At 62.2% G+C, this 22,134-nt stretch carries 20 protein-coding genes; 3 read left to right on the top strand and 17 right to left on the bottom strand.

Annotated elements, in window-relative coordinates; genetic code table 11:
• Positions 1 to 51 precede the first annotated feature (51 nt).
• The 5 genes from GEOBRER4_RS04485 to GEOBRER4_RS04465 all read right to left on the bottom strand — a co-directional run bounded on the left by GEOBRER4_RS04485 (position 52) and on the right by GEOBRER4_RS04465 (position 4,787).
• The gene (locus GEOBRER4_RS04485; protein ID WP_185244400.1) at positions 52 to 855 is read right to left on the bottom strand and encodes a substrate-binding domain-containing protein; all 804 of its coding nucleotides are present in this window, start codon (positions 853 to 855) and stop codon (positions 52 to 54) included.
• Positions 856 to 983: 128 nt separating this feature from the next.
• On the bottom strand, positions 984 to 1,724 hold the full coding sequence (locus tag GEOBRER4_RS04480; RefSeq protein ID WP_185245282.1) for a succinate dehydrogenase/fumarate reductase iron-sulfur subunit: 741 nt from the start codon (positions 1,722 to 1,724) through the stop codon (positions 984 to 986).
• Positions 1,725 to 1,747: 23 nt separating this feature from the next.
• Positions 1,748 to 3,661, bottom strand: a complete 1,914-nt coding sequence (locus tag GEOBRER4_RS04475) for a fumarate reductase/succinate dehydrogenase flavoprotein subunit (protein WP_185244399.1) — start codon at positions 3,659 to 3,661, stop codon at positions 1,748 to 1,750.
• Between the two features lie 9 nt (positions 3,662 to 3,670).
• On the bottom strand, positions 3,671 to 4,336 hold the full coding sequence (locus tag GEOBRER4_RS04470; RefSeq protein WP_085813645.1) for a succinate dehydrogenase cytochrome b subunit: 666 nt from the start codon (positions 4,334 to 4,336) through the stop codon (positions 3,671 to 3,673).
• 238 nt (positions 4,337 to 4,574) lie between these two features.
• A complete protein-coding gene (locus GEOBRER4_RS04465) occupies positions 4,575 to 4,787 on the bottom strand; it encodes a hypothetical protein (protein WP_143424273.1) in 213 nt (70 codons plus the stop codon).
• On the opposite strand from GEOBRER4_RS04465, the gene tgt reads away from it, so the two are divergent.
• From tgt to mazG, 3 genes are all read left to right on the top strand, one after another.
• Complete coding sequence (gene tgt, locus GEOBRER4_RS04460) at positions 4,777 to 5,883, top strand: tRNA guanosine(34) transglycosylase Tgt (RefSeq protein WP_085813646.1); 1,107 nt, start codon at positions 4,777 to 4,779, stop codon at positions 5,881 to 5,883. The genes GEOBRER4_RS04465 and tgt overlap by 11 nt on opposite strands.
• A gap of 4 nt (positions 5,884 to 5,887) precedes the next feature.
• On the top strand, positions 5,888 to 6,247 hold the full coding sequence (locus GEOBRER4_RS04455) for a c-type cytochrome (RefSeq protein ID WP_185244398.1): 360 nt from the start codon (positions 5,888 to 5,890) through the stop codon (positions 6,245 to 6,247).
• Between the two features lie 98 nt (positions 6,248 to 6,345).
• Positions 6,346 to 7,140: a nucleoside triphosphate pyrophosphohydrolase gene (mazG, locus tag GEOBRER4_RS04450; RefSeq protein WP_185244397.1), complete on the top strand. Its 795-nt coding sequence runs from the start codon at positions 6,346 to 6,348 to the stop codon at positions 7,138 to 7,140.
• A 218-nt stretch (positions 7,141 to 7,358) separates the two neighbouring features.
• On the opposite strand, the gene GEOBRER4_RS04445 is transcribed toward mazG, so the two are convergent.
• The 12 genes from GEOBRER4_RS04445 to accD all read right to left on the bottom strand — a co-directional run bounded on the left by GEOBRER4_RS04445 (position 7,359) and on the right by accD (position 22,077).
• Positions 7,359 to 7,958: a methylated-DNA--[protein]-cysteine S-methyltransferase gene (locus GEOBRER4_RS04445; protein ID WP_185244396.1), complete on the bottom strand. Its 600-nt coding sequence runs from the start codon at positions 7,956 to 7,958 to the stop codon at positions 7,359 to 7,361.
• Positions 7,955 to 9,523, bottom strand: coding sequence for a murein biosynthesis integral membrane protein MurJ (gene murJ, locus GEOBRER4_RS04440; RefSeq protein ID WP_185244395.1), 1,569 nt, complete (start codon positions 9,521 to 9,523; stop codon positions 7,955 to 7,957). Before murJ ends, GEOBRER4_RS04445 begins: the two co-directional genes overlap by 4 nt.
• 89 nt (positions 9,524 to 9,612) lie before the next feature.
• Complete coding sequence (locus GEOBRER4_RS04435) at positions 9,613 to 10,779, bottom strand: class II aldolase/adducin family protein (RefSeq protein WP_185244394.1); 1,167 nt, start codon at positions 10,777 to 10,779, stop codon at positions 9,613 to 9,615.
• A gap of 19 nt (positions 10,780 to 10,798) precedes the next feature.
• Positions 10,799 to 12,538, bottom strand: a complete 1,740-nt coding sequence (locus GEOBRER4_RS04430) for an aldehyde ferredoxin oxidoreductase family protein (RefSeq protein ID WP_185244393.1) — start codon at positions 12,536 to 12,538, stop codon at positions 10,799 to 10,801.
• 118 nt (positions 12,539 to 12,656) lie between these two features.
• Positions 12,657 to 13,730: a mannose-1-phosphate guanylyltransferase gene (locus GEOBRER4_RS04425; protein ID WP_185244392.1), complete on the bottom strand. Its 1,074-nt coding sequence runs from the start codon at positions 13,728 to 13,730 to the stop codon at positions 12,657 to 12,659.
• Between the two features lie 139 nt (positions 13,731 to 13,869).
• Positions 13,870 to 15,027 (bottom strand): Na+/H+ antiporter NhaA, encoded by a 1,158-nt coding sequence (locus tag GEOBRER4_RS04420; RefSeq protein ID WP_185244391.1) that lies wholly within the window; start codon positions 15,025 to 15,027, stop codon positions 13,870 to 13,872.
• Entirely contained in the window at positions 15,028 to 15,402 is a 375-nt protein-coding gene (locus tag GEOBRER4_RS04415) for a phosphomannose isomerase type II C-terminal cupin domain (RefSeq protein WP_185244390.1), read from the bottom strand.
• A 23-nt stretch (positions 15,403 to 15,425) separates the two neighbouring features.
• Positions 15,426 to 16,259: a dTDP-4-dehydrorhamnose reductase gene (gene rfbD, locus GEOBRER4_RS04410; protein WP_185244389.1), complete on the bottom strand. Its 834-nt coding sequence runs from the start codon at positions 16,257 to 16,259 to the stop codon at positions 15,426 to 15,428.
• Positions 16,260 to 16,283: 24 nt separating this feature from the next.
• Positions 16,284 to 17,351, bottom strand: a complete 1,068-nt coding sequence (gene rfbB, locus GEOBRER4_RS04405) for a dTDP-glucose 4,6-dehydratase (protein ID WP_185244388.1) — start codon at positions 17,349 to 17,351, stop codon at positions 16,284 to 16,286.
• Between the two features lie 169 nt (positions 17,352 to 17,520).
• Positions 17,521 to 19,575 (bottom strand): LPS-assembly protein LptD, encoded by a 2,055-nt coding sequence (locus tag GEOBRER4_RS04400; RefSeq protein ID WP_185244387.1) that lies wholly within the window; start codon positions 19,573 to 19,575, stop codon positions 17,521 to 17,523.
• 70 nt (positions 19,576 to 19,645) lie between these two features.
• Entirely contained in the window at positions 19,646 to 20,920 is a 1,275-nt protein-coding gene (locus GEOBRER4_RS04395; protein WP_185244386.1) for a bifunctional folylpolyglutamate synthase/dihydrofolate synthase, read from the bottom strand.
• A gap of 308 nt (positions 20,921 to 21,228) precedes the next feature.
• Positions 21,229 to 22,077, bottom strand: coding sequence for an acetyl-CoA carboxylase, carboxyltransferase subunit beta (accD, locus tag GEOBRER4_RS04390; protein ID WP_185244385.1), 849 nt, complete (start codon positions 22,075 to 22,077; stop codon positions 21,229 to 21,231).
• Positions 22,078 to 22,134: the final 57 nt, after the last annotated feature.

The following is a 22,134-nucleotide window of genomic DNA, read 5'->3' as shown; positions in this document are numbered from 1 at the left end:
GGGAGTCTCTCTCCCGCCCACTGCCAAGGGCGCGTCGTCATGCTGCGGATGCTACATGTTGAACTTTACCGGGTTTGCCTTCTCCTGCCTTATGATCGCCTGCCCTTCCGGGGAGCGGACGAACTGGATGAACCTCAGGTCAGCCGCGCCGGGGTTCTTGTTGAGCACGAACTGGTAGTGGTGCTGGACCGGGCCGGTAATGGAGGAGGTGATGTCTTTGCCGTCCAGTTTCAGCGCTATGAATTTCCCACCGGCGTCAGCGTAGTTCACGGCGTCGACCATGCCGATGGCGTCGGGGGTGCTGGCAAGGGCGGTCATCATGTCTTTGGCCCGGAGCTTGGAAAGCACCGTCGCGGGTTCCTCGACCTTCGCGAACCCGTGGACCTGCTGGCGCATCACAATTTTCGTCGAATCCTTCTCCGGCCTGGTGAGCACCACGATGCGGGCGTCCTTGCCGCCGACCTGTTTCCAGTTGGTGATCTTCCCTGCGTAGATGTCACAGATCTGCGGGCTGGTGAGGCCGCGCACCGGGACGGAGGCGTTGACGGCAAAGAAACCCGCTACCGTGGCCACCTCATAGGACCTTACCTGAAGCCTTCTCTCTTCCTCTCCCAGCCTGCGGGCCGAGGTGGCGATATCGATGTACCCTTCGCTCACCGCCTCGACCCCGTTTTTCTGTCCCAGCGATTTCGGGTTCACTTCCACCACGTCGCCTGGGTGTTTCTTCATGTACGCCTTGCCAAGAGCGCTCGCCAGCGGAAGCATCTGTCCGGAGCCTGCGATCTTGATGGTATCTGCGTTGGCGTTGAGGAAGGAGCAAAGGACGACCGCTACTGCGGCCAGGATGCTTTTCATGGATAGTTCTCTCCTTTCAGGGTGGCTTCCCGGAGCCTTCTGATGGTCGAAGCCGACGCATCTAAAACGGGAAAGGGGCGAGAGGTTACCCTCCCGCCCCTGCTTTTATCTATCGGCAGTGATGCCTGTTACTTGAACAGCGCCTTCTGGTACTCGCGGTTCAACTTGGCGATGAACTTGACGTTGATCCCTTTCGGGCAGGCTGCCTGACACTCGTAGTGGTTGGAGCAGTTGCCAAAGCCCGCTGCCTGCATGGCCTCGGTCATGTTGCATACGCGCTCGGCGGCTTCTGCCTTACCCTGCGGCAGGGCAGCCAACTGTGCCACCTTCGCGGAGGTGTAGAGCATGGCGGAGCCGTTCGGGCAGGCGGCGACGCAGGCGCCACAGCCGATGCACTCGGCAGCATCCATGGCGTAGTCCGCGTCCGGTTTCGGTACGAGCAGGGCATTGCCGTCGGCAACGCCGCCGGTGTGGCAGGAGGTGTAGCCGCCTGCCTGCATGATCTTCTCCAGAGCGCCCCTGTCCACGATCAGGTCCTTCTGGATCGGGAAGGCGAGGGCACGCCACGGCTCGATGTAGATGGTGTCGCCGTCGCTGAAGCGCCTCATGTGCAGCTGGCAGACGGTGGTGCGCTCCTGCCCGCCGTGCGGAACCCCGTTGATGACCTGCGAGCACATACCGCAGATACCCTCGCGGCAGTCGTGGTCAAATGCGATCGGGTCCTTGCCGGCCTTGATGAGCTGCTCGTTCACTTCGTCGAGCATCTCCAGAAAGGACTGGTCAGGGCTTACGTTTTTGGCCTCGTACTGCTCCAGCTTCCCCGGCGCGTCAGGCCCGGCCTGGCGCCATACGTGTAAAGTAAGGTTCATTCCATGGCTTTCGTGGTGGCTCATTATTTATAACTCCTTACCGCCAGATGGACGTTCTCGAACGCCAACGGCTCCTTGTGCAGTTCGGGCTCCTTGTCGACACCTTTGAACTCCCAGGCTCCAACGTAGCAGTAGTTCTCGTCGTCGCGCTTGGCCTCGCCGTCGGGCATCTGGTGCTCGACGCGGAAGTGGCCGCCGCAGGACTCGTTCCTGTGGAGGGCGTCCTTCGCCATCAGCTCGCCGAACTCGAGGAAGTCCGCCACGCGGCCGGCGTTCTCCAGCTGCTGGTTGAGTTCTTCCCCCTTGCCGGTGACCTTGACGTTCTTCCAGAACTCCTCGCGCAGGACCGGGATCTTCTTGATGGCGTCCTTGAGGCTCTCCTCGCTCCGCGCCATGCCGACGTTTTCCCACATGATCTTGCCCAGCTCGCGGTGGAACTCGGACACGGTCTTCTTGCCGTTGATGTTGAGGAGGCGGTTGTTGTAGTTCTTCACGTCCTCGATCGACTTCTTGCACTCGGGGTGGTCGGCCTTGACCGCGCCCGGCTTGGTCTTCGCGAGGTAGTTTGCGATGGTGTAGGGGATGACGAAGTAGCCGTCGGCCAGACCCTGCATCAGAGCGGAGGCGCCCAGGCGGTTAGCGCCGTGGACAGAGAAGTTCGCCTCGCCCAGCACGAACAGGCCCGGGATGTTGCTCTCGCAGTTGTAGTCGACCCAGAGGCCGCCCATGGAGTAGTGCGGTGCCGGGTACATGCGCATCGGCTGCTTGTAGGCGTTCTCGTCGGTGATCTTCTCGTACATCTCGAAGAGGTTGCCGTAGCGCTCGCGGATGGTGTCCTCGCCCACGCGCTTGATCGCGTCGGAGAAGTCCAGGTTCACGCCGCGGCCGCCGGGGCCGACGCCGCGCCCGTCGTCGCACTGTTCTTTAGCGGCGCGCGAGGCGATGTCGCGGGGAGCGAGGTTGCCGAAGGAGGGGTATTTCCTCTCCAGGTAGTAGTCGCGCTCGTCTTCCGGGATCTCGTTGGGATGACGGTTGTCACCCTTCTTCTTCGGAGCCCAGCAGCGGCCGTCGTTTCTGAGCGACTCGGACATGAGGGTCAGCTTGGACTGGTGGTCGCCGGACTGCGGGATGCAGGTCGGGTGGATCTGGGTGTAGCAGGGGTTGGCGAAGAAGGCGCCTTTTTTGTGCGCGCGCCAGTTGGCGGTGACCGAGCAACCCATCGCGTTGGTGGAGAGGTAGAACACGTTCACGTAGCCGCCGGTGGCGAGTACCACAGCGTCGCCCACATGGGTGCGGATCTCGCCGGTGATCAGGTCACGAACGGTGATCCCTTTCGCCTCGCCGTCAACGACCACGAGGTCCAGCATCTCGGTGCGGGCGAAGAGCTTCACGGTCCCTGCCTTCACCTGGCGGGAGAGCGCGGAGTAGGCGCCCAAAAGGAGCTGCTGGCCCGTTTGGCCGCGGGCGTAGAAAGTACGGGAGACCTGGGCGCCGCCGAAGGAGCGGTTGTCGAGGTAGCCTGCGTAGTCGCGTGCAAAGGGAACGCCCTGGGCAACGCACTGGTCGATGATGTTGTTGGACACCTGGGCCAGACGCCAAACGTCCGCCTCACGGGCGCGGAAGTCGCCGCCTTTGATGGTGTCGTAGAAGAGGCGGTAGATGCTGTCGCCGTCGTTGGGGTAGTTTTTAGCTGCGTTGATGCCACCCTGGGCTGCGATGGAGTGGGCGCGACGCGCGCTGTCCTGGTAGCAGAAGGCTTCGACGTTGTAGCCGAGCTCGCCCAAGGAGGCGGCGGCTGCGCCACCGGCCAGGCCGGTACCGACAACGAGGATCTTGTACTTACGCTTGTTTGCGGGGTTAACCAGCTTCAGATCGAAGCGATGCCTGTCCCACGAGGTCTGAATCGGTCCTTTCGGACATTTTCCGTCGAGTATCACTTGAACCCCCTAAAGTTTCAATAAGCCAGCTAAGATGACGGCAGGAATCGAGATGTATGCGAGCATGAGAATGGTCGAGATAACCTTCCCACCGGTAGCGAACGTGGGAATGGTCTTCTCGTTGTTCCACCCCATGGTCTGCAGGAAGCTCGGGATGCCGTGGGAGAGGTGGAGGAACAGCATGACCATGGCGGCCATGTAGACGAGCGCGATCATCGCGTGGCCGAAGCTCGTCACCACCATCCTGAAGACGTCGGGACGGTTGAGGGAATCGAGCCCGATCACTATGTCAGGGGTCCCCTTGATGGTGAACTGGATCAGGTGGTACACGATGAAGCAGGCCAGAAGCAGGCCGGTCCAGATCATGTTCTCGGAAGCGAAGCTCTTCTTCAGGTTCTTTTTCACGGCATAGGCGCCGGGGTTGGCGGCCTTGTTTTCCAGGGTGAGCATCACGCCGTAGCAGATGTGCACTGCGATGGCGGCCAGCATGAAGAGGCGGAAGCCCCAGACCAAGGGCGGCAGGCTGTGCAGATGTTCTGCATAGGCGTTGATGCCGTTGGGTCCGAAGAATATGGTGGAGTTTCCGATCAGGTGGATGAGCACGAAGATGATCAGGAGCTGACCCGTGATGGACATCAGGATCTTTCTTCCCACAGAGCTAGTTAAGATTCGCATGTTTTTTGTCCCTTTGCGTTTTTTTCGATGTCGATGGTTTGAGTAGTTTGCGTACGCCGGAGGGGCTACAAGTCCCGGGAACCCTACTGGGATGGACTCGCGGTTTCCGCTGAGAAGTTAAGGGGGACCGCGCCACGGGCTCAGTGTCTGCATTTGGATCTCTCCTTTATTAATCGAGGTTTATCTGCAAGCGGATGCGAGATAGATCTTATAAATGGGAGGATGGTTGAGGCGCATATTAAATGCCGTTATACCAAAATGCAACTGTTTTTTGTATACAGCATACAATTAATATATCGGCAACCTTAGCCACCGCATAAGCGCAGTAACCATGTTTTGAAATCCCGCTTACACCCCCTTGCTGTTGCTTTTTCGCACCCGCTCTGCTAATTAAGATAGTTACCGCAACGACAAACTCAGTAAAATAGAACGGAAGGTCGATGATTTTCAAACTGCTCAAGAAGGATCCCACATCGGGAGCTCGCCGCGGCGTGGTTACCACCGCCCACGGCCAGATCCAGACCCCGATTTTCATGCCGGTGGCAACCCACGCCGCCATGAAGGCCATGACCCCCGCGCAGGTGCACGACACCGGCGCGCAGATCATCCTCTCAAACACCTACCACCTGCACCTGCACCCGGGCGAAGCCCTGGTGCAAAAGGCGGGAGGGCTGCACCAGTTCATGGGGTGGGACGGCCCCATCCTCACCGATTCCGGGGGGTTCCAGGTCTTCTCCCTTCCCAAAAAGCGGATCACCGAGGAAGGGGTATTCTTCCGCCACGAGGACACCGGTGAAGAGGTCTTCCTCGACCCGGCCAAGGCGGTCGCCATCCAGGAGGCGCTTGGCGCCGACATCATCATGAACTTCGACGAGTGCATCCCCTACCCCTGCGAGAAGTCGTACGCCGAGCGCTCCACCGAGAAGACCATCCGCTGGGCCAAACAGTGCCGCGACGCGCACAAAAGGGAGAACCAGTACCTGTTCGGCATCGTGCAGGGGAGCGTCTTCGAGGACCTGAGGAAGCGCTGCGCCAAGGAACTGGTGAAGATGGACTTCCCCGGCTACGCCATAGGCGGCGTTTCGGTCGGCGAGGGACTCGAGCTTTTGAAGCAGGTGGTGGGTTACACCGCTCCGCACCTGCCGGAGGACAAGCCGCGCTACCTGATGGGAGTGGGGCTTCCCGAGGACATCCTGGAGAGCGTCGAGCGAGGGGTCGACATGTTCGACTGCGTGATACCCACCCGCTACGCCAGGAGCGCAACACTCTTCACCAACCGCGGCCGCATCCGGCTCACCAACAAGAACTACCGGCGTGACTTCTACCCGGTCGAACCCAATTGCAGCTGCTACACCTGCCGCAACTTCACCAGGGCCTACCTGCACCACCTGTTCACCGCCAACGAGGTACTCTCTGCCATTCTTGCGAGCATACACAACGTGCATTTCTACCTGAACATGATGTCCGAGATCCGCACCTCGATCGAGGAGGGGCGCTTCAAGCAATACAAGGAAAAGTTCCTGGGATCCTACCTCAAGGGGAAGTAGCCGCATGAACCGAAGCCTGTACCTGATACCGCTTTTGCTCCTGCCCCTTTGGGCCTCATCCTGTTCCAAGGGGGAAGAGCAAGACAAGGCCCCTCAGGGGAGAAAGAGCATCCCGTTTCCGGAGAGGTTAACCGGGGAGCCGCTTTTCAACGAGTACTGCCTCAGCTGCCACAAGGTCAGGGGAAAGGGGGGGAGCATGGGACCCGACCTCACCGCCGTGGCGGACAGGCGCGACCCACGCTTTATCGAGCAGGCGATACGGGAGCCGTCGACCCTTTTCCCCGGCACCGTCATGCCGCCCTTCGACCGCTTTTCCAAAAAAGAGATCGACTCACTGGTCGACTACCTCTGGAGCCTGAAATAACAGCCGCCGTAAAGAATACGTGAGACAGACAAAGGGGACAGGCTGCTTTTTCAACTTACAAGCAGCCTGTCCCCTTAACTGCATTGGAGAATGGAGACATGGAAAACCCGAACCTGCAAAGCCGCTTCGAACGCCTCATGGAGATCATGCGCAAGCTGCGCGCACCCGGCGGCTGCCCCTGGGACGCCGAGCAGAGCCACGAGTCGCTCAAGCGCTACCTGCTGGAAGAGGCGTACGAGGTGATCGAGGCGATAGACGCCAAGGACCAGGCCCTGCTCAAAGAGGAGCTGGGCGATCTTCTTTTGCAGCCGGTTTTCCACGCCGCCATCGCCGAGGAAAACGGCGACTTCACCATGGACGAAGTGCTCGACGCCATCAACGAGAAGCTGGTGCGCCGCCACCCGCACGTCTTCGGGGACCTGGTGATCGAAACGAGCGAGGCGCAGGTGCAGAACTGGGAGAAGATCAAGAGCCAGGAGAAGAAGGTGGAGAGAAAATCGGCCCTCTCCGGCATCCCTCCCCACCTGCCGGCCCTGATGCAGGCACACAAGATCACAGAAAAGGCGGCGCGGGTCGGATTCGACTGGGAGCACACGGACCAGGTGTTCGCCAAGGTGATGGAGGAACTGCACGAATTCGAGGAGGCGATGCTTTCCGGGGACCAGCAGGAGATGGAGGCGGAACTGGGAGATCTGCTCTTCGCCATCGTCAATCTGGGGCGCTTCCTATCCATAGACCCGGAGGACGCGCTGAGAAAGACGATCCAGCGCTTCACCAAGCGCTTCGAACACGTGGAGCAGACGCTGCACGCCCGGGGCAAGGCGCTGCCGGATTCGACCCTGGAAGAGATGGACCAGCTCTGGGAAGAAGCGAAGAAACTGGAAAAACACTAATCTAGTTGATATTTTTTCCGGACCAAACTCTTATCCACACTTTTTGTGGATAAGCTGTGGAAAACGATGTTGACAAATAAATAAACCTGCGCGTTTTAAGCACTTTCCGCGTTCTGCATAAATATTGGCCACACCCGGATCTCCTGTGAGATCAACCACTTAGACTTCCACATGAAGAATCAAGCGTTTACGCGCCAATTAAAATTAAACCTAGCTAATTAGCCTTGCGCTCCGGTGGAAATCCTGTGCAAAACCCCGCCGCAACGCCCCTTAAACACGCCGCTGCCGCTCAAAACGACACCTTCCATCACCAGGAGTTCCCGCTTCGAAGCGACCCCGCCGGGCGCGGTAAATCCGGTCATCACACCGGACGCTCCCACTACCCTGTGGCAGGGGATCAGTATCGGTAGCGCGTTGCTCGCCATGGCGCCTCCGACGGCCCTTGCCCCTCTGGGCGAACCGCAGGCGGCCGCGACCTCCTGATAGCTTGCGACCTTGCCGTAGGGAATCCCGGCGACGAACCGGTACACCGCGACCTGGAACGGGGTGAACCCCTGCAGCTCCAGTGGGAGGTCGAAAGATACTGGTTCCCCCGCGAAATAGCGTGCCATGAGCTCAGCCGCGGCGCGGGTCAGCGTGCTCTCTTGCACCGCCTCAGGATGCAGTTCTGCGGCGAGTTCCAGGGCGTCGCCGGCGCAGGCGCAGCCGAAGGGGAGGTGATGGGCCACAAGCCCGTTGTCGTTGGCGGCCAGTACCCCGAAGCCGCAAGGAGCCTGGTAGATCGAGCGGGCTGTTGCCGCTGCATGGTTCTTCTTCATTTTCTGAGCACCTTTTTCCTGATCAGTCCCACGATGTCGTTTGCCTCCTCGCAGCGCAAGAGATGCGCTGTGACGAGGAAAATTGCCATCCCAGCCGCGACGGCCGCGCCAAGTACTCCTCCCTTCAAAAGCCGCCCCCCCGTCTGCGACCAGTCGATTGACTGCATGATCCAGTAGGCCGCGACCCCCATGGGGATGGAGGCGGCAACCCCTTTTACCCCTGCAGTCAGGATCGCCCGCCCGCCGAATGGACCTACCTTCTTGCGCAAGAACCAGAGCAGAAGCAGCATGTTCCCCAAGGCGGAGAGGGACGAAGCGAGAGCGAGCCCCCCGTGCTGCAGCGGCCCCATCAGCGCCAGGCTGAAAACGAGGTTGAGCAGGAAAGCGCAGAAAGCGGTGTAGACCGGCGTCTTCGTGTCCTTCAGGGCATAGAAGGCGGGGACCAGCACCCGCACCAGCGCCACGAAAGCGAGCCCGAAGGAGTAGTAAAGAAGCGCGATGCCGCAGTTGACAGCCTTGGCGTAGTCGAAGGCTCCCCCCATGAAGAGCAGCGAGAATATCGGGGTGGCGCAGATCATCAACCCGACCATGGCGGGAATGGTGATGAAGAGGGTGAGCCTGACCCCGTATGAGAGCGACTCCTTGAGCGCATCCATATCCCCCGCCGCGGCCTGCCTGCTCATGGAGGGAAGTACGGCCTGCGCCACCGAGACGGTGAAGATCCCCTGGGGGAACTCGAAGAGCCTTTGCGCGTAATAGAGATAGGAGACGCTACCCTCGGGAAGGAGCGAGGCGAGAATCGAGCCGACGGTTATGTTGAGGTAGTAGACCCCGACGCCGAAGATGGAGGGGCCCATGAGCAGGGTGATCCTCTTCAGCGCCGGGTGGGAGAGGTCGAAGTTTGGGCGGATCGGGAATCCCATCCGGTAGAGCACCGGGAGCTGCAGGACCAGTTGCAGCACGCCGCCGATCAGCACCCCTATGGCGAGCGCCACGATGGGGACCCGGAACTGGTCGTGCAGAAGCACCGCCGACAGGATCATGGCTATGTTCAGGAAGACGGTGGAGATGGCCGGGGTGAAGAAGTGGCGCAGCGTGTTCAGTATCCCCATGCAGAGGGCGACCATGCTCACGAAGAAGATGTAGGGGAACATGAGCCGGTTCAATAGGATGGTCACCGACATCTTTTCCGGGTTCGAGGCGAAGCCGGGGAACATCAGGTGCACAAGCTGCGGCGAGAAAACGATCCCGGCGATGGTGATCGCCGCCATCACCATGGTAAGGGCGGTGAAGCAGACGTTGGCGAGAGCGCGGGTCTCTTCCTCCCCCTTGGTCGCGTGCCACTCGGAGAAGGTGGGGACGAACGCCGAGGTAAGCGCCCCCTCGGCGAAGAAGCGGCGCAGCATGTTGGGGATCTGGAACGCGGCGAAGAAGGCGTCCGTGTACATCCCGGCGCCGAAAAGACGGGATACCACCATGTCGCGCACCATCCCCATGATGCGGGAGAGCATGGTCGCGGCGCCCAAAACGCCTGCGGCGCGGGCTATGTTCTTCTTTTCTGACAAACAACCTCCTACGTCTCAAGCAAAGACGCGGACAAAACCCAGAGAGGCTCAAGCCGTGCTCTGCATCGTGCGTCTTTGCGTGACCTGCTTTATGCCTTTGTTTCCAACTGCCGAAAGTACTCCTCGCGGCAGAAATTCTCCACATCGACCATGCTCTTGAAGGCCTCCGCGAACCCCGTCCGCCCCAGCGTGAAGACGCCGTGGCCGTAGACGATGGCGGAGCCGCTGGCACCTATGACCGGCGGCACGCGCTTCGCGAGCCCTCCAGCCCCGATCTCCCCCGCCACCACAGGCGTGCCGCCGAGGTCCCGCACGTGGGGGCACTCCTTCCAGCAGTCCTTGATGGCGCACTCCTTCTTTCTGTCGCAGAGCATGCTCATGATGACGGCGAACTTCGGGTGCCCGTGCAGGATGACCCTGGCCCCGGTCTCTTCGAAGATCTTCCGGTGGGCCAGGAGCTCGCTGGAGGCGGTGATGCCGGTAGTGGAGGAATTGTCGGCTGGCACCGGGTCGATGCATCCCCTGAGCTCGTCCAGGCTCGCCGCGGTCTGCGAGATGTAGATCAGCTCTCCCGCTTGAGCCGAGATGTTGCCGAAGAAGGAATCCACCAGCCCCCGCTCGACCGTGTAGCGCCCCACCCGCTCGATCTCGTCCAGGATCTCTTCCTTATTGAGGGAAAGGGAGTCACGGAAGTGAAGCCCCTCCGCGGAAAGGGGCCTCAGCCACTCGTTTTTGAAACTCTCGAACGCCTCGCGCTCCCCGGGGAGCTTGAACCCTTCGCTGAGAAGGTCCTGAAGGTATTTGACGAAGGTGGAATGGAACACCGAGGAATAGTTGATGAAAGCCTGCTCCACCGTGATGGCGCCGACCGCCACGATCCCCACCCCCTCGACGATGACCCCCTTGCGGCTTCCCAGAAGGCGGGCGAGCTCAGGCGCTGCGTCGCCGGAGACCTCCTCGCGGCGCAGAAACGGGATGTCGTGCAGGAAGGTGCGGGTCTCTGTGTCCTGCGGCAGGATGAAGGATTCCCCCTTCCCCGCCCGCTTTATCAGGAACTCCGCGAAGGGAAGCGAGGGGCGCGCTACAACGAGCGCCAGGGAGTTCAGGCGCGACAGCGTGTTGCCGGCGAGCTTCGCCAATTCCGGGTTCCCGCTTGCTATCAGCACGTCGTCCTGTGCCGCGATGGCGATGGCGCCGGGAGCGGCGGAGCGGTCCGCCAAGAGCTTCCCGATGTATTTCTCGATCTGGTCTTTCATGACTTAGGTTCCCGCCTTTTCAGGGGAGCTTTTGGAGGAAAGAGGCATCGGCAAAGGTGCCGTCCGGGGTGAGCCCGCGGATACGGTAATACTTCTGCAGCTCTTCCTGGAAACGCCCGCGGTCAAGGGGCGGGATCTCGATCCCCTCCCCTGCCGAACCGGGCTCGGTGTAGAACCGCTCGGGCAAGAGGTCGTCCTTCATGCTGAAGCCGTTCGCGCAGTTGTAGAACCGCTCGGTGAGGTAGATCCGCTCGCCGATCTCTTTCAGTTGCTCCGGGCCGTACTCTACCCCGGTGACCGCGGAGAGGAGTTCACCGTACTCCTCAAGGGTCGCGCCGAAGAAGGCGAACTTGCAGGCGACCAGCGAGTCGACCGCTGCGTTCACGTCCTCGGCGATCTTGATGATGCGGGCCTTCCCGGAGAAGGAGAAGCGGTCGGTCGGGACCGGCTTTCTCAGTATCTCGTGGGAGATGGGGTAGGCGCGCAGGTGGCACCCGCCCCGGTTGGAGGTGACGTAGGCGAGCGCCATGCCGTAGGCGCCGCGTGGGTCGTAGGCGGGAAGCTCCAGCGATTTCACGCTCATGGAGAGCCCTGCCTTGCCCAGGGACTCGGCTGCCCTGCGGGAGCCCAGGCTGAGGAGCTCGCCGTCGCCGCGCCTGAAGGCTATGTCAGAGAGGAGCCGGTCCACCTCCGCGGGGTCAGGGAAACGCCCCCTCGCCTCTCCAAAGGCGGACAGGGTCGCTGCGGCCGAGATGGTGTCGAGCCCCAGCTCGTTGCAAAGCGTGTTGGCCTTGACGATGGCGTGCAGATCCGAGATGCCGTTCAGGGCGCCGAAGTGGTTAACCGTCTCGTACTCGGGGAGCGGCTCACCCTTGGCGCTTGCCTTCTTGCACTGGATCGGGCAGCCGTAGCAACCTTCTTTCCTGGCGCCGCACTCCTTGCGGATGGCGGGGCCGGAGTAGTTCGCCGACTGCGCGAAGAAGGTCGACTTGAAGTTCTCCGTGGGCGCCATGCGCCGCTGGGCCATCAGGTCCACGAGGGCAGGGGTGCCGTACTCCGCGATCCCCAGTTCGCCGAAGATGACCGGGGAGGCGCGGAACAGGCGCATGACGTCTGCGCGGGCCGCGTCGAAGCGCTCCCGGTCGGCTGTCCCGGTGGTACCTTCCCCCTGCACCGTAATCGCCTTCAGCAGCTTGGCACCCATGACGGCGCCGAGCCCTCCCCGACCGATGGAGTTCCCCTCCCCCATCATGATGTTGGCGAAGAGGACGCCATTTTCCCCGGCGGGGCCGATGGCGGTCACGCTGCCGCGCTCCTTCAGGGCCGCCACCGTTTCCCGCACCCCCTTGCCCCATAGCTCACCCGCAGCCACGATCTCGGCGCGGTCACCGTCGATGGAGAGCACCGAAGGTTTAACACTCTTGCCGGTGATGAAGACGGCGTCAAGCCCAGCGGCCTTGAGGCGCCAGGCGAAGCGCCCGCCGGCGGAGCAGTCGTAGATGGTACCGGTAAGCGGCGAGCGGGAGACGCAGGCAAGGCGCGCCGCGGTGGGCGAGTTGGTGCCGCAGAGCGGGCCGACCGCGAAGATGAGCGGCATCTGGGGATCGAAGGGGTCGAGGCGGAAGTATTCCCGCATCAGCCTTACCCCGAGCCCGCGCCCGCCGAGGTAGGCGTGCAGGATCTCGGTCGGGATCTCCCTGCGCTCGCAGGTGCCGCTGGTTAAATCTACGTGCAGTAATTTTCCCGTCCAGCCGAACATAAGAACCTCAAAAACCTGTAGCCATGGAGGGCGCGGGGGAACCAAGGAAAGACAGTTGGTTTTCTCTGTGACCGCCTTGGCTTTTCCCCCTGTGACCTCTGTGATCCGCCGTTGAGACTTAAAGGTATTCCGTCTTGCCCCTGCGCTCCAGTTCCTCTACCACCTTCTTCACGTCCTGCGCCGCGGACTTGGCGCACACCAGGAGCGCGTCGGGCGTGTCCACGACGATCAGGTCCTGGACGCCCACCAAGGCTACCATTTTGCCGTTGCCGTAGGCAAGACACTCATTGGAGCCGACGGAGATGGAACCCTTGGCGGCGATGACGACATGGCCGTCTTCCCCGGGCTCGATCACCTCGGGGAGCGCGCTCCAGGACCCGACGTCGCTCCAGCCGAAGGAGGCGGGTATCACCTGCACACTTTCGGCCTTCTCCATGATCCCGAAGTCGATGGACTCACCCTTGATGCTGCCGTAGATCTCCGCTATCTGCGGCTTCAGGTCGGCGAGCTCCCATACGTCCGAGTCGAAGCTGAGCTTTGCCAGGGCGCCGGAGAGTTCCGGCATGTGGCTCGCGATCTGGTCCAGGATGGTGCAGGCCCCCCAGACGAACATCCCGGAGTTCCAGTAGAAACGGCCGGTCTCCAGAAACTCCAGGGCCCGCTCCATGTTCGGCTTCTCGACGAAGCGCTTGACGTCTACCGCCACACTGCCGCCTGCGGCCGCCGCCTCTATGTAGCCGTAGCCGGTCTCTGGCCGGGTCGGGGTGATACCCAGCGTCACCAGGCTCCCCGTTTGGGCTACCCCACTTGCCTGTTGCAGCGTGTCGCGGAAGGTATCTTCGTCCAGGATGTAGTGGTCGGCGGGAAGCACGGCCATGACGCCATCTGGATCGAAGCGGGCAATGATGGAGGCGGCAAGGCCGATGGCCGGGGCGGTGTTGCGTCCCACCGGCTCCTCGATCACGTCGACCGGTACCTCTTCGATGTAGGCGAGCTGGTTCCTGGTCTCGGCCGCCTGCAGCGCGTTGGTCACCACCAGTATCCGCTTCGGGTTGAGCGGCAGGACCCGCTCCACCGTCCTTTGCAGCATAGACTTTCCGCCGAAAACGGACATGAGCTGCTTCGGCGTGCTCTTGCGGGAAAGGGGCCAGAACCTGGTGCCGGAACCACCGGCCAGTACCACTATGTACATCGTATCCTCCTGTGGCTTTTACTTAACCTGCAAAGATCTCCAACTAAGCCATGAGCGTAATCAGGGAGTACCACCGGCCTCCCCCCTCTCGCCCCCCCCTCCAGGGGGAGGAGCTTGGGCGGGCGGCTAAGCTCTCAATTTAATGCCGGACGGCCTTGCCAAACCGGCGGCCGATCCGCTCGACCGCGGCGGCCGGCACGAAGGCGAAGAGGCTCAGCATCGCCCCCATCTTGGCGGCACCGCTAAGGTCGGGGTCGGAAAACGCCTCCCCCGCCACGAAGAGCGCCACGGTGAAACCTATTCCAGCCAACAAGCCAGTGGCGAGAAGCTCGCGCAGCCCCATCCCGGCGGGGAGCGGGAACCCTATGCCGCGCCCCAAAAGGGCGAAGGAAACGATCCCCACCACTTTCCCCCCGATGAGCGAAGCGAGGACAAGCCAGGTGGCAGTACCGACCGAGCCGAAGGATACGCCGGCGTTGACCAGCCCGAAGACGAAGAGTCCCAGGTCGACGAACAGTTTCCAGTCGTGCTCGAAACGGGAGAGCGGGGTGTGGTCGGCGGGGTCCAGTTCGAAGATATGCGCCGTTTCGCTGGAGGGATGCGGCAGGAATGGGATGACGAAGACCAGCGCCAGGGCCGGGTGCAGATGCGCCAGGAAAAGCCCGGACCAGCTCAGCACCCCGCCGAGGACGAGGTAGGGCCAGTAGCTGGTCACCCTCCGCAGGCGAAGCCCGTAGCAAACGGCCATAGCCGCCAAGGTGAGCAAGAGCCAGGCAGGTACAGCCGGGGTGTTCGGATCGCCGTAGAAAACCGCGATGATCGCGAGCCCCAAAGCGTCGTCGGCTATGGCGAGAAGCAGCAGAAAGGATATGGCGGGGTGTCCCTTGCCGAAGATGAACCGGGCGGCGAGCCAGGCGAGCGCGATGTCGGTGGCGGTGGGAATGCCCCACCCGCGGGCGAGCTCAGGAGCGCCGAACCACAGGTTCAAGATCAGGTAGACCGCCACCGGCCCGAGCACTCCGCCGGCGGTGGCCAAAAGCGGATTCACCGCGCGCTTCAGCGGATGCAGGTCCCCTCCGGGAAGGCAGCTCTGGGTGATCTCTACTGCCGCCATGCCGAAGAAGAAGGTCATGAACAGGTCGTTGGTTATGAAATGGAGGGAAAGACCTGCCAGGAAGGGGTCGTGCAGGAGGTGGTGGTACTGCTCCGGCGCGATGTTGGCCCAGGCGAGGGCAAGGACGACGCCGGCCACCAGCGGCAACGAGAATTCCTGCAACAGGCTCAGCTGTTTTCTCATTTAAAGGGCCGGGTTGTTAGGGTCGACGCTCTCCTCGACGCGCTGGTAGTCGTCCTGGAACCGGACGATATCGTCCTCGCCCAGGTACTCGCCGCTTTGCACCTCGATGATGATCAGCGGGATCACCCCCGGGTTTTCCAGGCGGTGGCTCGCACCGATGGGGATGAAGGTGGACTCGTTGATGTTGACGATACGGACGCTGTCGCCGCAGGTGACCTTGGCCGTGCCTGATACGACAATCCAGTGCTCGCTTCTGTGGTGATGCTTTTGCAGCGACAGGCGCTGGCCCGGCAGAACTTCGATGCGCTTGATCTTGTAGCCGCTGTTCTCGTCCAATACCGTGTATGTTCCCCAGGGACGCTCTCCGCGCTCCATATTCCCTCCAGATGTTTTTTCTGCTACCGTGCCGGCCGCTGTTCCAGGTACCGCTCCAGGGCTTGCTGCCAGGGCTGTAGCGTTACCCCCGCGTCCTGCGCGAGTTTGCTGCAATCGAGCGTCGAGTAGAGCGGACGCGGCGCGGGGCGCCCAAGCTCCTGCGTGCTCATGGGGTTCACCTTGATGTCCAGGCCCGCCAGGCGGAAGATCTCCTTGGCGAAGCCGTTCCAGGAGACGGAGCCGGAGTTCGCGGCATGGTAGGTCCCCGAGCATCCCTTCTCCAGGAGCGCCTTGACGGCGAGGGCGAGATCGTAGGCCCAGGTGGGGGAGCCTACCTGGTCGTCCACCACCGAGAGTTCGTCCTTCTCTGCCGCAAGCTTAAGCATGGTCTCCACGAAGTTCTTCCCGCCGTGGCCGTAAAGCCACTGGGTCCTCACGATCAGGTGGTCGGGGTTGAACCAGGCGTTCATCTCGCCGGCGAGCTTGGACTCGCCGTAGATGGAAAGCGGCGAGGCCAGGTCGTCCTCTAAATAGGGGGCGCCCTTCTTGCCGTCGAAGATGTAGTCGCTGCTGACCTGGACCAGCTTGGCCCCTATCTCCTTGGTCCCCAGCGCCAGGTAGGCTACCCCTTCGCCGTTGACCTGCATGGCCTTTTCCACCTCGGTCTGACAGCCGTCGACGTCGGTGTAGGCGGCGGCGTTGATGACGATGCGGGGCTTGAGGGTGAGCAGCACCCGCTGCACCGAGACGAGATCGGTGATGTCGATGTCGTCGATGTCGACCCCGCGTGCGGCGTCGCCGAAGACCTTCATCAGTTCCTGCCCCAGCATCCCTTTGCTGCCGACCACTAATATCATCAGTTCCCCCGCCCCCTGTACCTTTTACTGCTGCCCGTACTGTTTTTCGTAGTATTCGCGGTAGGCGCCGGAAACGACTTCCTCGACCCACCCCTGATTCGCCAGGTACCAGTCGATGGTCTCGGCGATGCCGCACTCGAAGGTGTAGCTCGGTTCCCAGGAAAGCTCTCGCTTGAGCTTCGAGGCGTCGATGGCGTAGCGCCGGTCGTGCCCCTTGCGGTCCTTTACGAAGGTGATCAGCCCCCTGCTCTCGCCTGCGGGACGCCCGAGCCTTTGGTCCATGAGGTCGCAGACCAGGTTCACGATGTCTATGTTCTTCCACTCGTTGTTGCCGCCGACGTTGAAGATCTCCCCCGGTTTTCCCTGCTTGAGCACCCGCTCGATGGCGGCGGAGTGGTCCTTCACGTGCAGCCAGTCCCGCACGTTCAGCCCGTCGCCGTACACCGGCAGCGGCTTCTTTTTCAGGATGTTGTGAATCATGAGGGGAATCAGCTTCTCCGGGAAATGGTAGGGTCCGTAGTTGTTGGAGCAGCGGGTGTTCAAAGTGGCGAGGCCGAAGGTCTCGGAGTAGGCGCGGACCAAAAGGTCCGCCCCCGCCTTGCTGGCCGAGTAGGGGGAGTTGGGCGCAAGCGGCGTTTCTTCGGTGAAATACCCCTGCGCGCCGAGGCTGCCGTACACCTCGTCGGTCGAGACCTGCAGGAAGCGGAAACCGGGCACGCCCTCGGCGTGCAGGCGGCTCGCCTCGAGGAGCGTCTGGGTCCCCAGGACGTTGGTCCTCACGAAGATGTCGGGGCCGATGATGGAACGGTCGACGTGGGATTCGGCGGCGAAGTGCACCACGGCGTCCACCTTCTCTTCGGCCAAAAGCCCCGCCACCAGGCGGGCGTCGCAGATGTCACCTTTCACGAAGCGGTAGTCGGGGTTACCCTCGACGGCGGCCAGGTTCTTCAGGTTCCCGGCGTAGGTCAGAAGGTCCAGGTTCACGACCCTGCAGCCTTTGTTGCCCGCCATGAAGTGGTTTATGAAGTTGGAACCGATGAACCCGGCGCCGCCTGTCACCAGGAGCGAAGTCGGGGTGAACAAATCCTGCATGGAGCCTCCAAAGCCAAGCCGTTTGCCGGCCGGCCTTACTAGCCGCTTCTTTCAGACGGCCTTCCTTGATACACCGGAAAAGACAGGCGTGTCAACTTCTCCGCGGTATGCGCCAACTTGGGAAGATGCAACGAGCACCGGTGGCGGAAGTCTGTCGCTGCCAGGTAATCTAGAACGCCCGCAAGGGGCCGAGCGAACCTATTCCGGCCAGCGTGAAGTTGACGCTGAACTGTTGCTCCCCGGGGACGTTGCGGCTGCTGACCCGCTCGCTATAGGTGAAGGTAACGCTCCAGCACTGGCGCCGGTACTCGACCGCGTAGCGGGACTCCAGAAGCTTTCCGCTGTCCGCGGAATAGCGCCACAGCATGTCGGTCGTGATGTCCCTTGCTGCGGGCAAGGTGAAGCCGGCCTCGAGGTAGTCGACTTCCCCGCGGCTGTGGCGGTATCCCAACTTCGCCTTGTCGCGCCCCTCTCCCTTCAGCTCGATAACCGTATTTGCCGTCGAGAAACTGCTGTCGGTCGTGTTGTACCGGGTATCGAGGGCCACCGAGAGTCGCTGCACCGGGGTGATCACCCCCTCCAGCATCAGGTCCGTGAGCCGGTGCCCCTCGTCCACCAGGGTGAGGAGGTCTCGACGCTGACCGGAAAACCAGTACCCCTGGGAGAGCTTCAGGTAGAGAAGATCGCGGTACTCGGGAACCCCGTCGGGCTCTGCGTACTTCCGGGTCACCACGTTGGTGAGCGACCACCTGGCGGCATTTTGACCGAGCACCCGGTCGTCGTAATCGAAGAAGGGAAGGTCCTCGTCGTGCCGCTGCTGTACGAAGCTGTACTCGACCGCAGGGATCAGAAGGTGCCGCAGCCGCCCGTCGTACACCCGCTCCAGCGGCAGAGAAAGCGTTCCCCCTGCGTCCGCCTGCCCCAGCTGCCGCCACCCGGTTTCGCTTTCCTCCCCTTGCGCGTTGTACATGCGCTGCTGATAGCCTCCGTAAAGGGAGAGGTCGAGGAAGCCGGCTGGCTTGGCGTACCAGGCGAGCCGGGGATGCAGCTGCAGGCGCTGGCCGGTGGCTCCCGCCTCCCGCTGAAAGTTGGTGAACCGGCTATCCATGGAAAAGTAAGCCGGCCCCACCTTCTCGCCGGCCTCGATGAAACCGACGGTGGGGAGCCTTTGCAAGGTGGTGTCGTTGTTGGGGGCCTCGAGGTCGTTGGTGTAGCGCAGCTCTCCGAACAGGGCGCTACGCTCCCAGCGCTGGTCGAAGGAGACCGTCGACTCCAGGTACTGCCGGTTGTACTCTCCGGAAAGCTCGCCGTAGTCCAGGAAATAGCGGCGGTCGGTGATGAGATGGATGTTGGAGGCCAGGGTGAGCCTCGGGGTGAGGAACTCCAGGTGCCGCTGGTCCACCTCGCCGCGGAACTCGGATTTCTGGGTATCGTAGATGCCGAAGGCCTGCAACCTCCCAGAGCTTCCGTGCGGCCTCAGGTAGCGGTAATCCACCCCTGCGCCGACCCCTCGTGAGCTTTCCAGGTCCAGGTCGAAGGTCGCCTCCTGGCTCGGATTTATGGCCCAGTAGTAAGGCTGGTCGTAATAGAACCCCTTCTTGGAGGAATAGCCGAGCCTGGGGAGCAAAAGGCCGGACTGCCTTTCGGTGTTGGCCGGAAAGATGAGGTACGGGGTGTAGAAGACGGGGACGTCGCCGGCGTAGAAGACGGCGTCCTTAGCGGTGGCGAAATCCTCAAGGGTGACTTTCACCTGCCTCGCCTCGAACCTCCAGCTGGGTTTGTCGCCGTCGCAGGTGGTGAAGCTCCCCTTGGTCATCTTGTAGTCGGCGGGGCCCGTCTTCTCCAGGCGCTCCGCGCGCAACCGCATGTTAGACCTCTTGACGAAAAGCTGCCCGTTTAGAAGCACCCCCTCCTGGGACAAGAGGTTCAGGGAGAGGCTGTCTCCCTTCATGGTGTCGCCGCTGCGCTCCATGAGCACGCCCCCCTGCGCCTTCGCCTCGCCGGTGAGCCGGTGGTAGACCACGCTGTCGGCGAGCAGGGAAAGCCCGTCCTGGGTGATGCGTACCTCCCCCTGGGCGCGGTAGACCTGTGTCGGAACGTCGATGGATAGGTCGTTGGCCTGCAGCGTCACCTCTTTATCGACGGGGACGGCAGGTTCGCCCATTGCGGGGGCCGCCAGTAACAGCAGGTATGTGAGAAGCCAGCCGGCTTTTGCAGCTTTCATTGCACTCCAAAAAACAGATCTTTAGCAGTGATCTTTCCGCAGAACCTCCGCGGCAAGCCCCCGTCCCCCGTCACCCGCGAAAGGGCTCGAAACGGCGCGCGAGCAGGTAGCCGCGGGCCTCGCCCACGGTGAATAGGGAACCGCAGACCAGTATCAGGTCTTCGTCAAAGGCGGCGCTTTGCGCCTGTTCCAGCCCCTGCATCACGGAACCTGCGTCCTGCGCCATCACTCCGGCGGCAAGGCAGAAGCGGGCGATCTCCTCGCCTGCAAGCGCCCTTTCCAGGGCGGGTGTCACGCAGAAAACTTCATCGGCCAGTGGAAGCAGCGGCCCCAGTATCCCGGAGAGTTCCTTGTCCCCCATCACCCCCACCACCACGAGGAGCCTCGCGCGCGGGATGTCGGCGAGCGCCTCGGCGAGGGCCTCGGCCCCGGCCGGGTTGTGGGCACCGTCCAAAAGCACGCGCGGCGCCCCTGGGAGGAGCTCCATCCTGCCGGGCCAGAAGGCGCGCGCAACGCCCGCCCTCATCGCCTGCGGCGGCAGCGGGAATCCGAGCCCCCCGAGAAGTTCGACCGCAGCCAAGGCCAGCGCCGCGTTGCCGCTTTGGTAGCGTCCGTAAAGCCCGACCTCCATGCCGTCCAGCGTCACCCCGATGCCGCGGTAGCAGAGCCTGCGCTCCTGCCAGAAGGCGTCGAAGGACTCCTTCTGGCGGTACAGGGGGGAACCGATCTCTTCGGCGCGACGCGCGATCGCCGCCTCGGCCTCGGGGTGCTGGGAGGCCGACACCAGCGGGGCGCCCGGCTTGCAGATCCCTGACTTCTCGCGGGCGATCTCCGCGAGGCTCTCCCCCAGGTACTCGGTATGCTCCAGCGATACCGGCGTCACCGCGCAGAGGATGCCATCCAGGGCGTTGGTTGCGTCAAGGCTCCCGCCCATCCCCGCCTCGAACACCGCGACCTCGACCCCCTTCTCCGCGAAGTACAAGACGGCCAGGGCGGTCACTATCTCGAAAAAGGTGCTCTCCGGCGGCGCGGCGGCCATGACGCGCGCGGTCAAGAGTACCACTTCTTCTTCGCTTATTTCGTTGCCGTCTATGCGGATGCGCTCGGTGAAGGAGATCAGGTGCGGCGAGGTGAAGAGCCCGGTCCGGTACCCTCCGGCGCTGAGTATGGAACTGAGAAAGGAGGCAGTAGATCCCTTGCCGTTGGTGCCGACCACGTGGACGCACCGGAACCGCTCTTGCGGATTTCCCAGGGCGGCGAGAAGCGGGGAGATCCGGGAGAGCCCCGGCTTCATCCCGAAACGCCCCAGGGCGTAGATATGGCTGAGCGTTTCGGCGTAGGTCATGACAGGCGGGGATTATAGGTAAAGTGCATGAAAAAGTCCATAAAATAGGGGCCGGCGGGCGGGCAGCGCTCCGGGCCGGGCGAGGTGCATCGAGAGGCAAATCCCCCCTGCCCCCCTTCGCAAAGGGGGGAACGTACACCACGCATGTTCATTAGTGGGAAGATAACTCTTGCTCCCCGGTATTCCTCTATGAGCCTTAGCGAAGGGGAACGTTAATTCTGGTGCAGCGTCTGGTGGGCGCAGCAAACAAAAAGGCGCCGGCCAGCCAACAGCTGATCCGGCGCCCGTGGTTCGGGTGACGCCTCCCTTTACGGGCGATAGAGCATCTTCAGGATGCTGGAGAGCTGCGCCTTCATCTTACTGCGGTCCACGATGACGTCGACCATGCCGTGATCCAGAAGGTACTCGGAGCGCTGGAACCCCTGGGGGAGTTTCTGCCTGATGGTCTGCTCGATGACGCGCGGCCCGGCGAAGCCGATCAGCGCCTTGGGCTCGGCCATGTTGATGTCACCCAGCATGGCGAAGCTGGCGGTGACCCCGCCGGTGGTGGGGTCGGTGAGGATGGAGACGAAGGGAAGCCCCTCCTCGCGCAGCTTGGCCAGCGCCGCGGAGGTCTTGGCCATCTGCATGAGCGAGAGGATGCTCTCCTGCATGCGCGCGCCGCCGGAGGCGGAAACGATGATGCAGGGGGTACGGTCGGAAATCGCGCGCTCGATGCCGCGGGTAATCTTCTCGCCCACGACGCTCCCCATGGAACCGCCCATGAAGGAGAAGTCGAAGACGCAGATCTGCACCGGGGTCCCCTCGATGCGGCCGGCGCCGCAGATGATGGCGTCCTTGCTCCCCCCCTTGGCGAGCGCTGCGTCGATGCGCTCCTGGTAGCTCTTGGAATCCTTGAAGTCAAGGAAGTCGACCGAGACCACGCCCGCGTCGAATTCGGTGAAGCTCCCCTCGTCCAGGAGGATTTCCAGCCTCTTCCTGGAGGATACCCGGTAATGGTGGTTGCACTTGGGGCAGACGTTGAGGTTGCTCTCGATGTCCTTTGTATAGATCGTCTCGCCGCAGCTGACGCACTTAGTCCAAAGCCCCTCGGGGACCTTCACCCTGGGAGCCGGTCCCTTAGCCTTCGGCGGATTGTCTCTTTTAAACCAAGCCATATGTGCCCTCTTCTGGGGTAAGCCCCTATTGTTTTAAAAAGTCGTAAATCTGGCGCT

The organism is Citrifermentans bremense (assembly GCF_014218275.1).
Classification (GTDB): Bacteria; Desulfobacterota; Desulfuromonadia; order Geobacterales; family Geobacteraceae; genus Geomonas; species Geomonas pelophila.
Note: the sequence above shows the minus strand (reverse complement) of the source record. Positions and strands in the feature narration are given on the sequence as shown.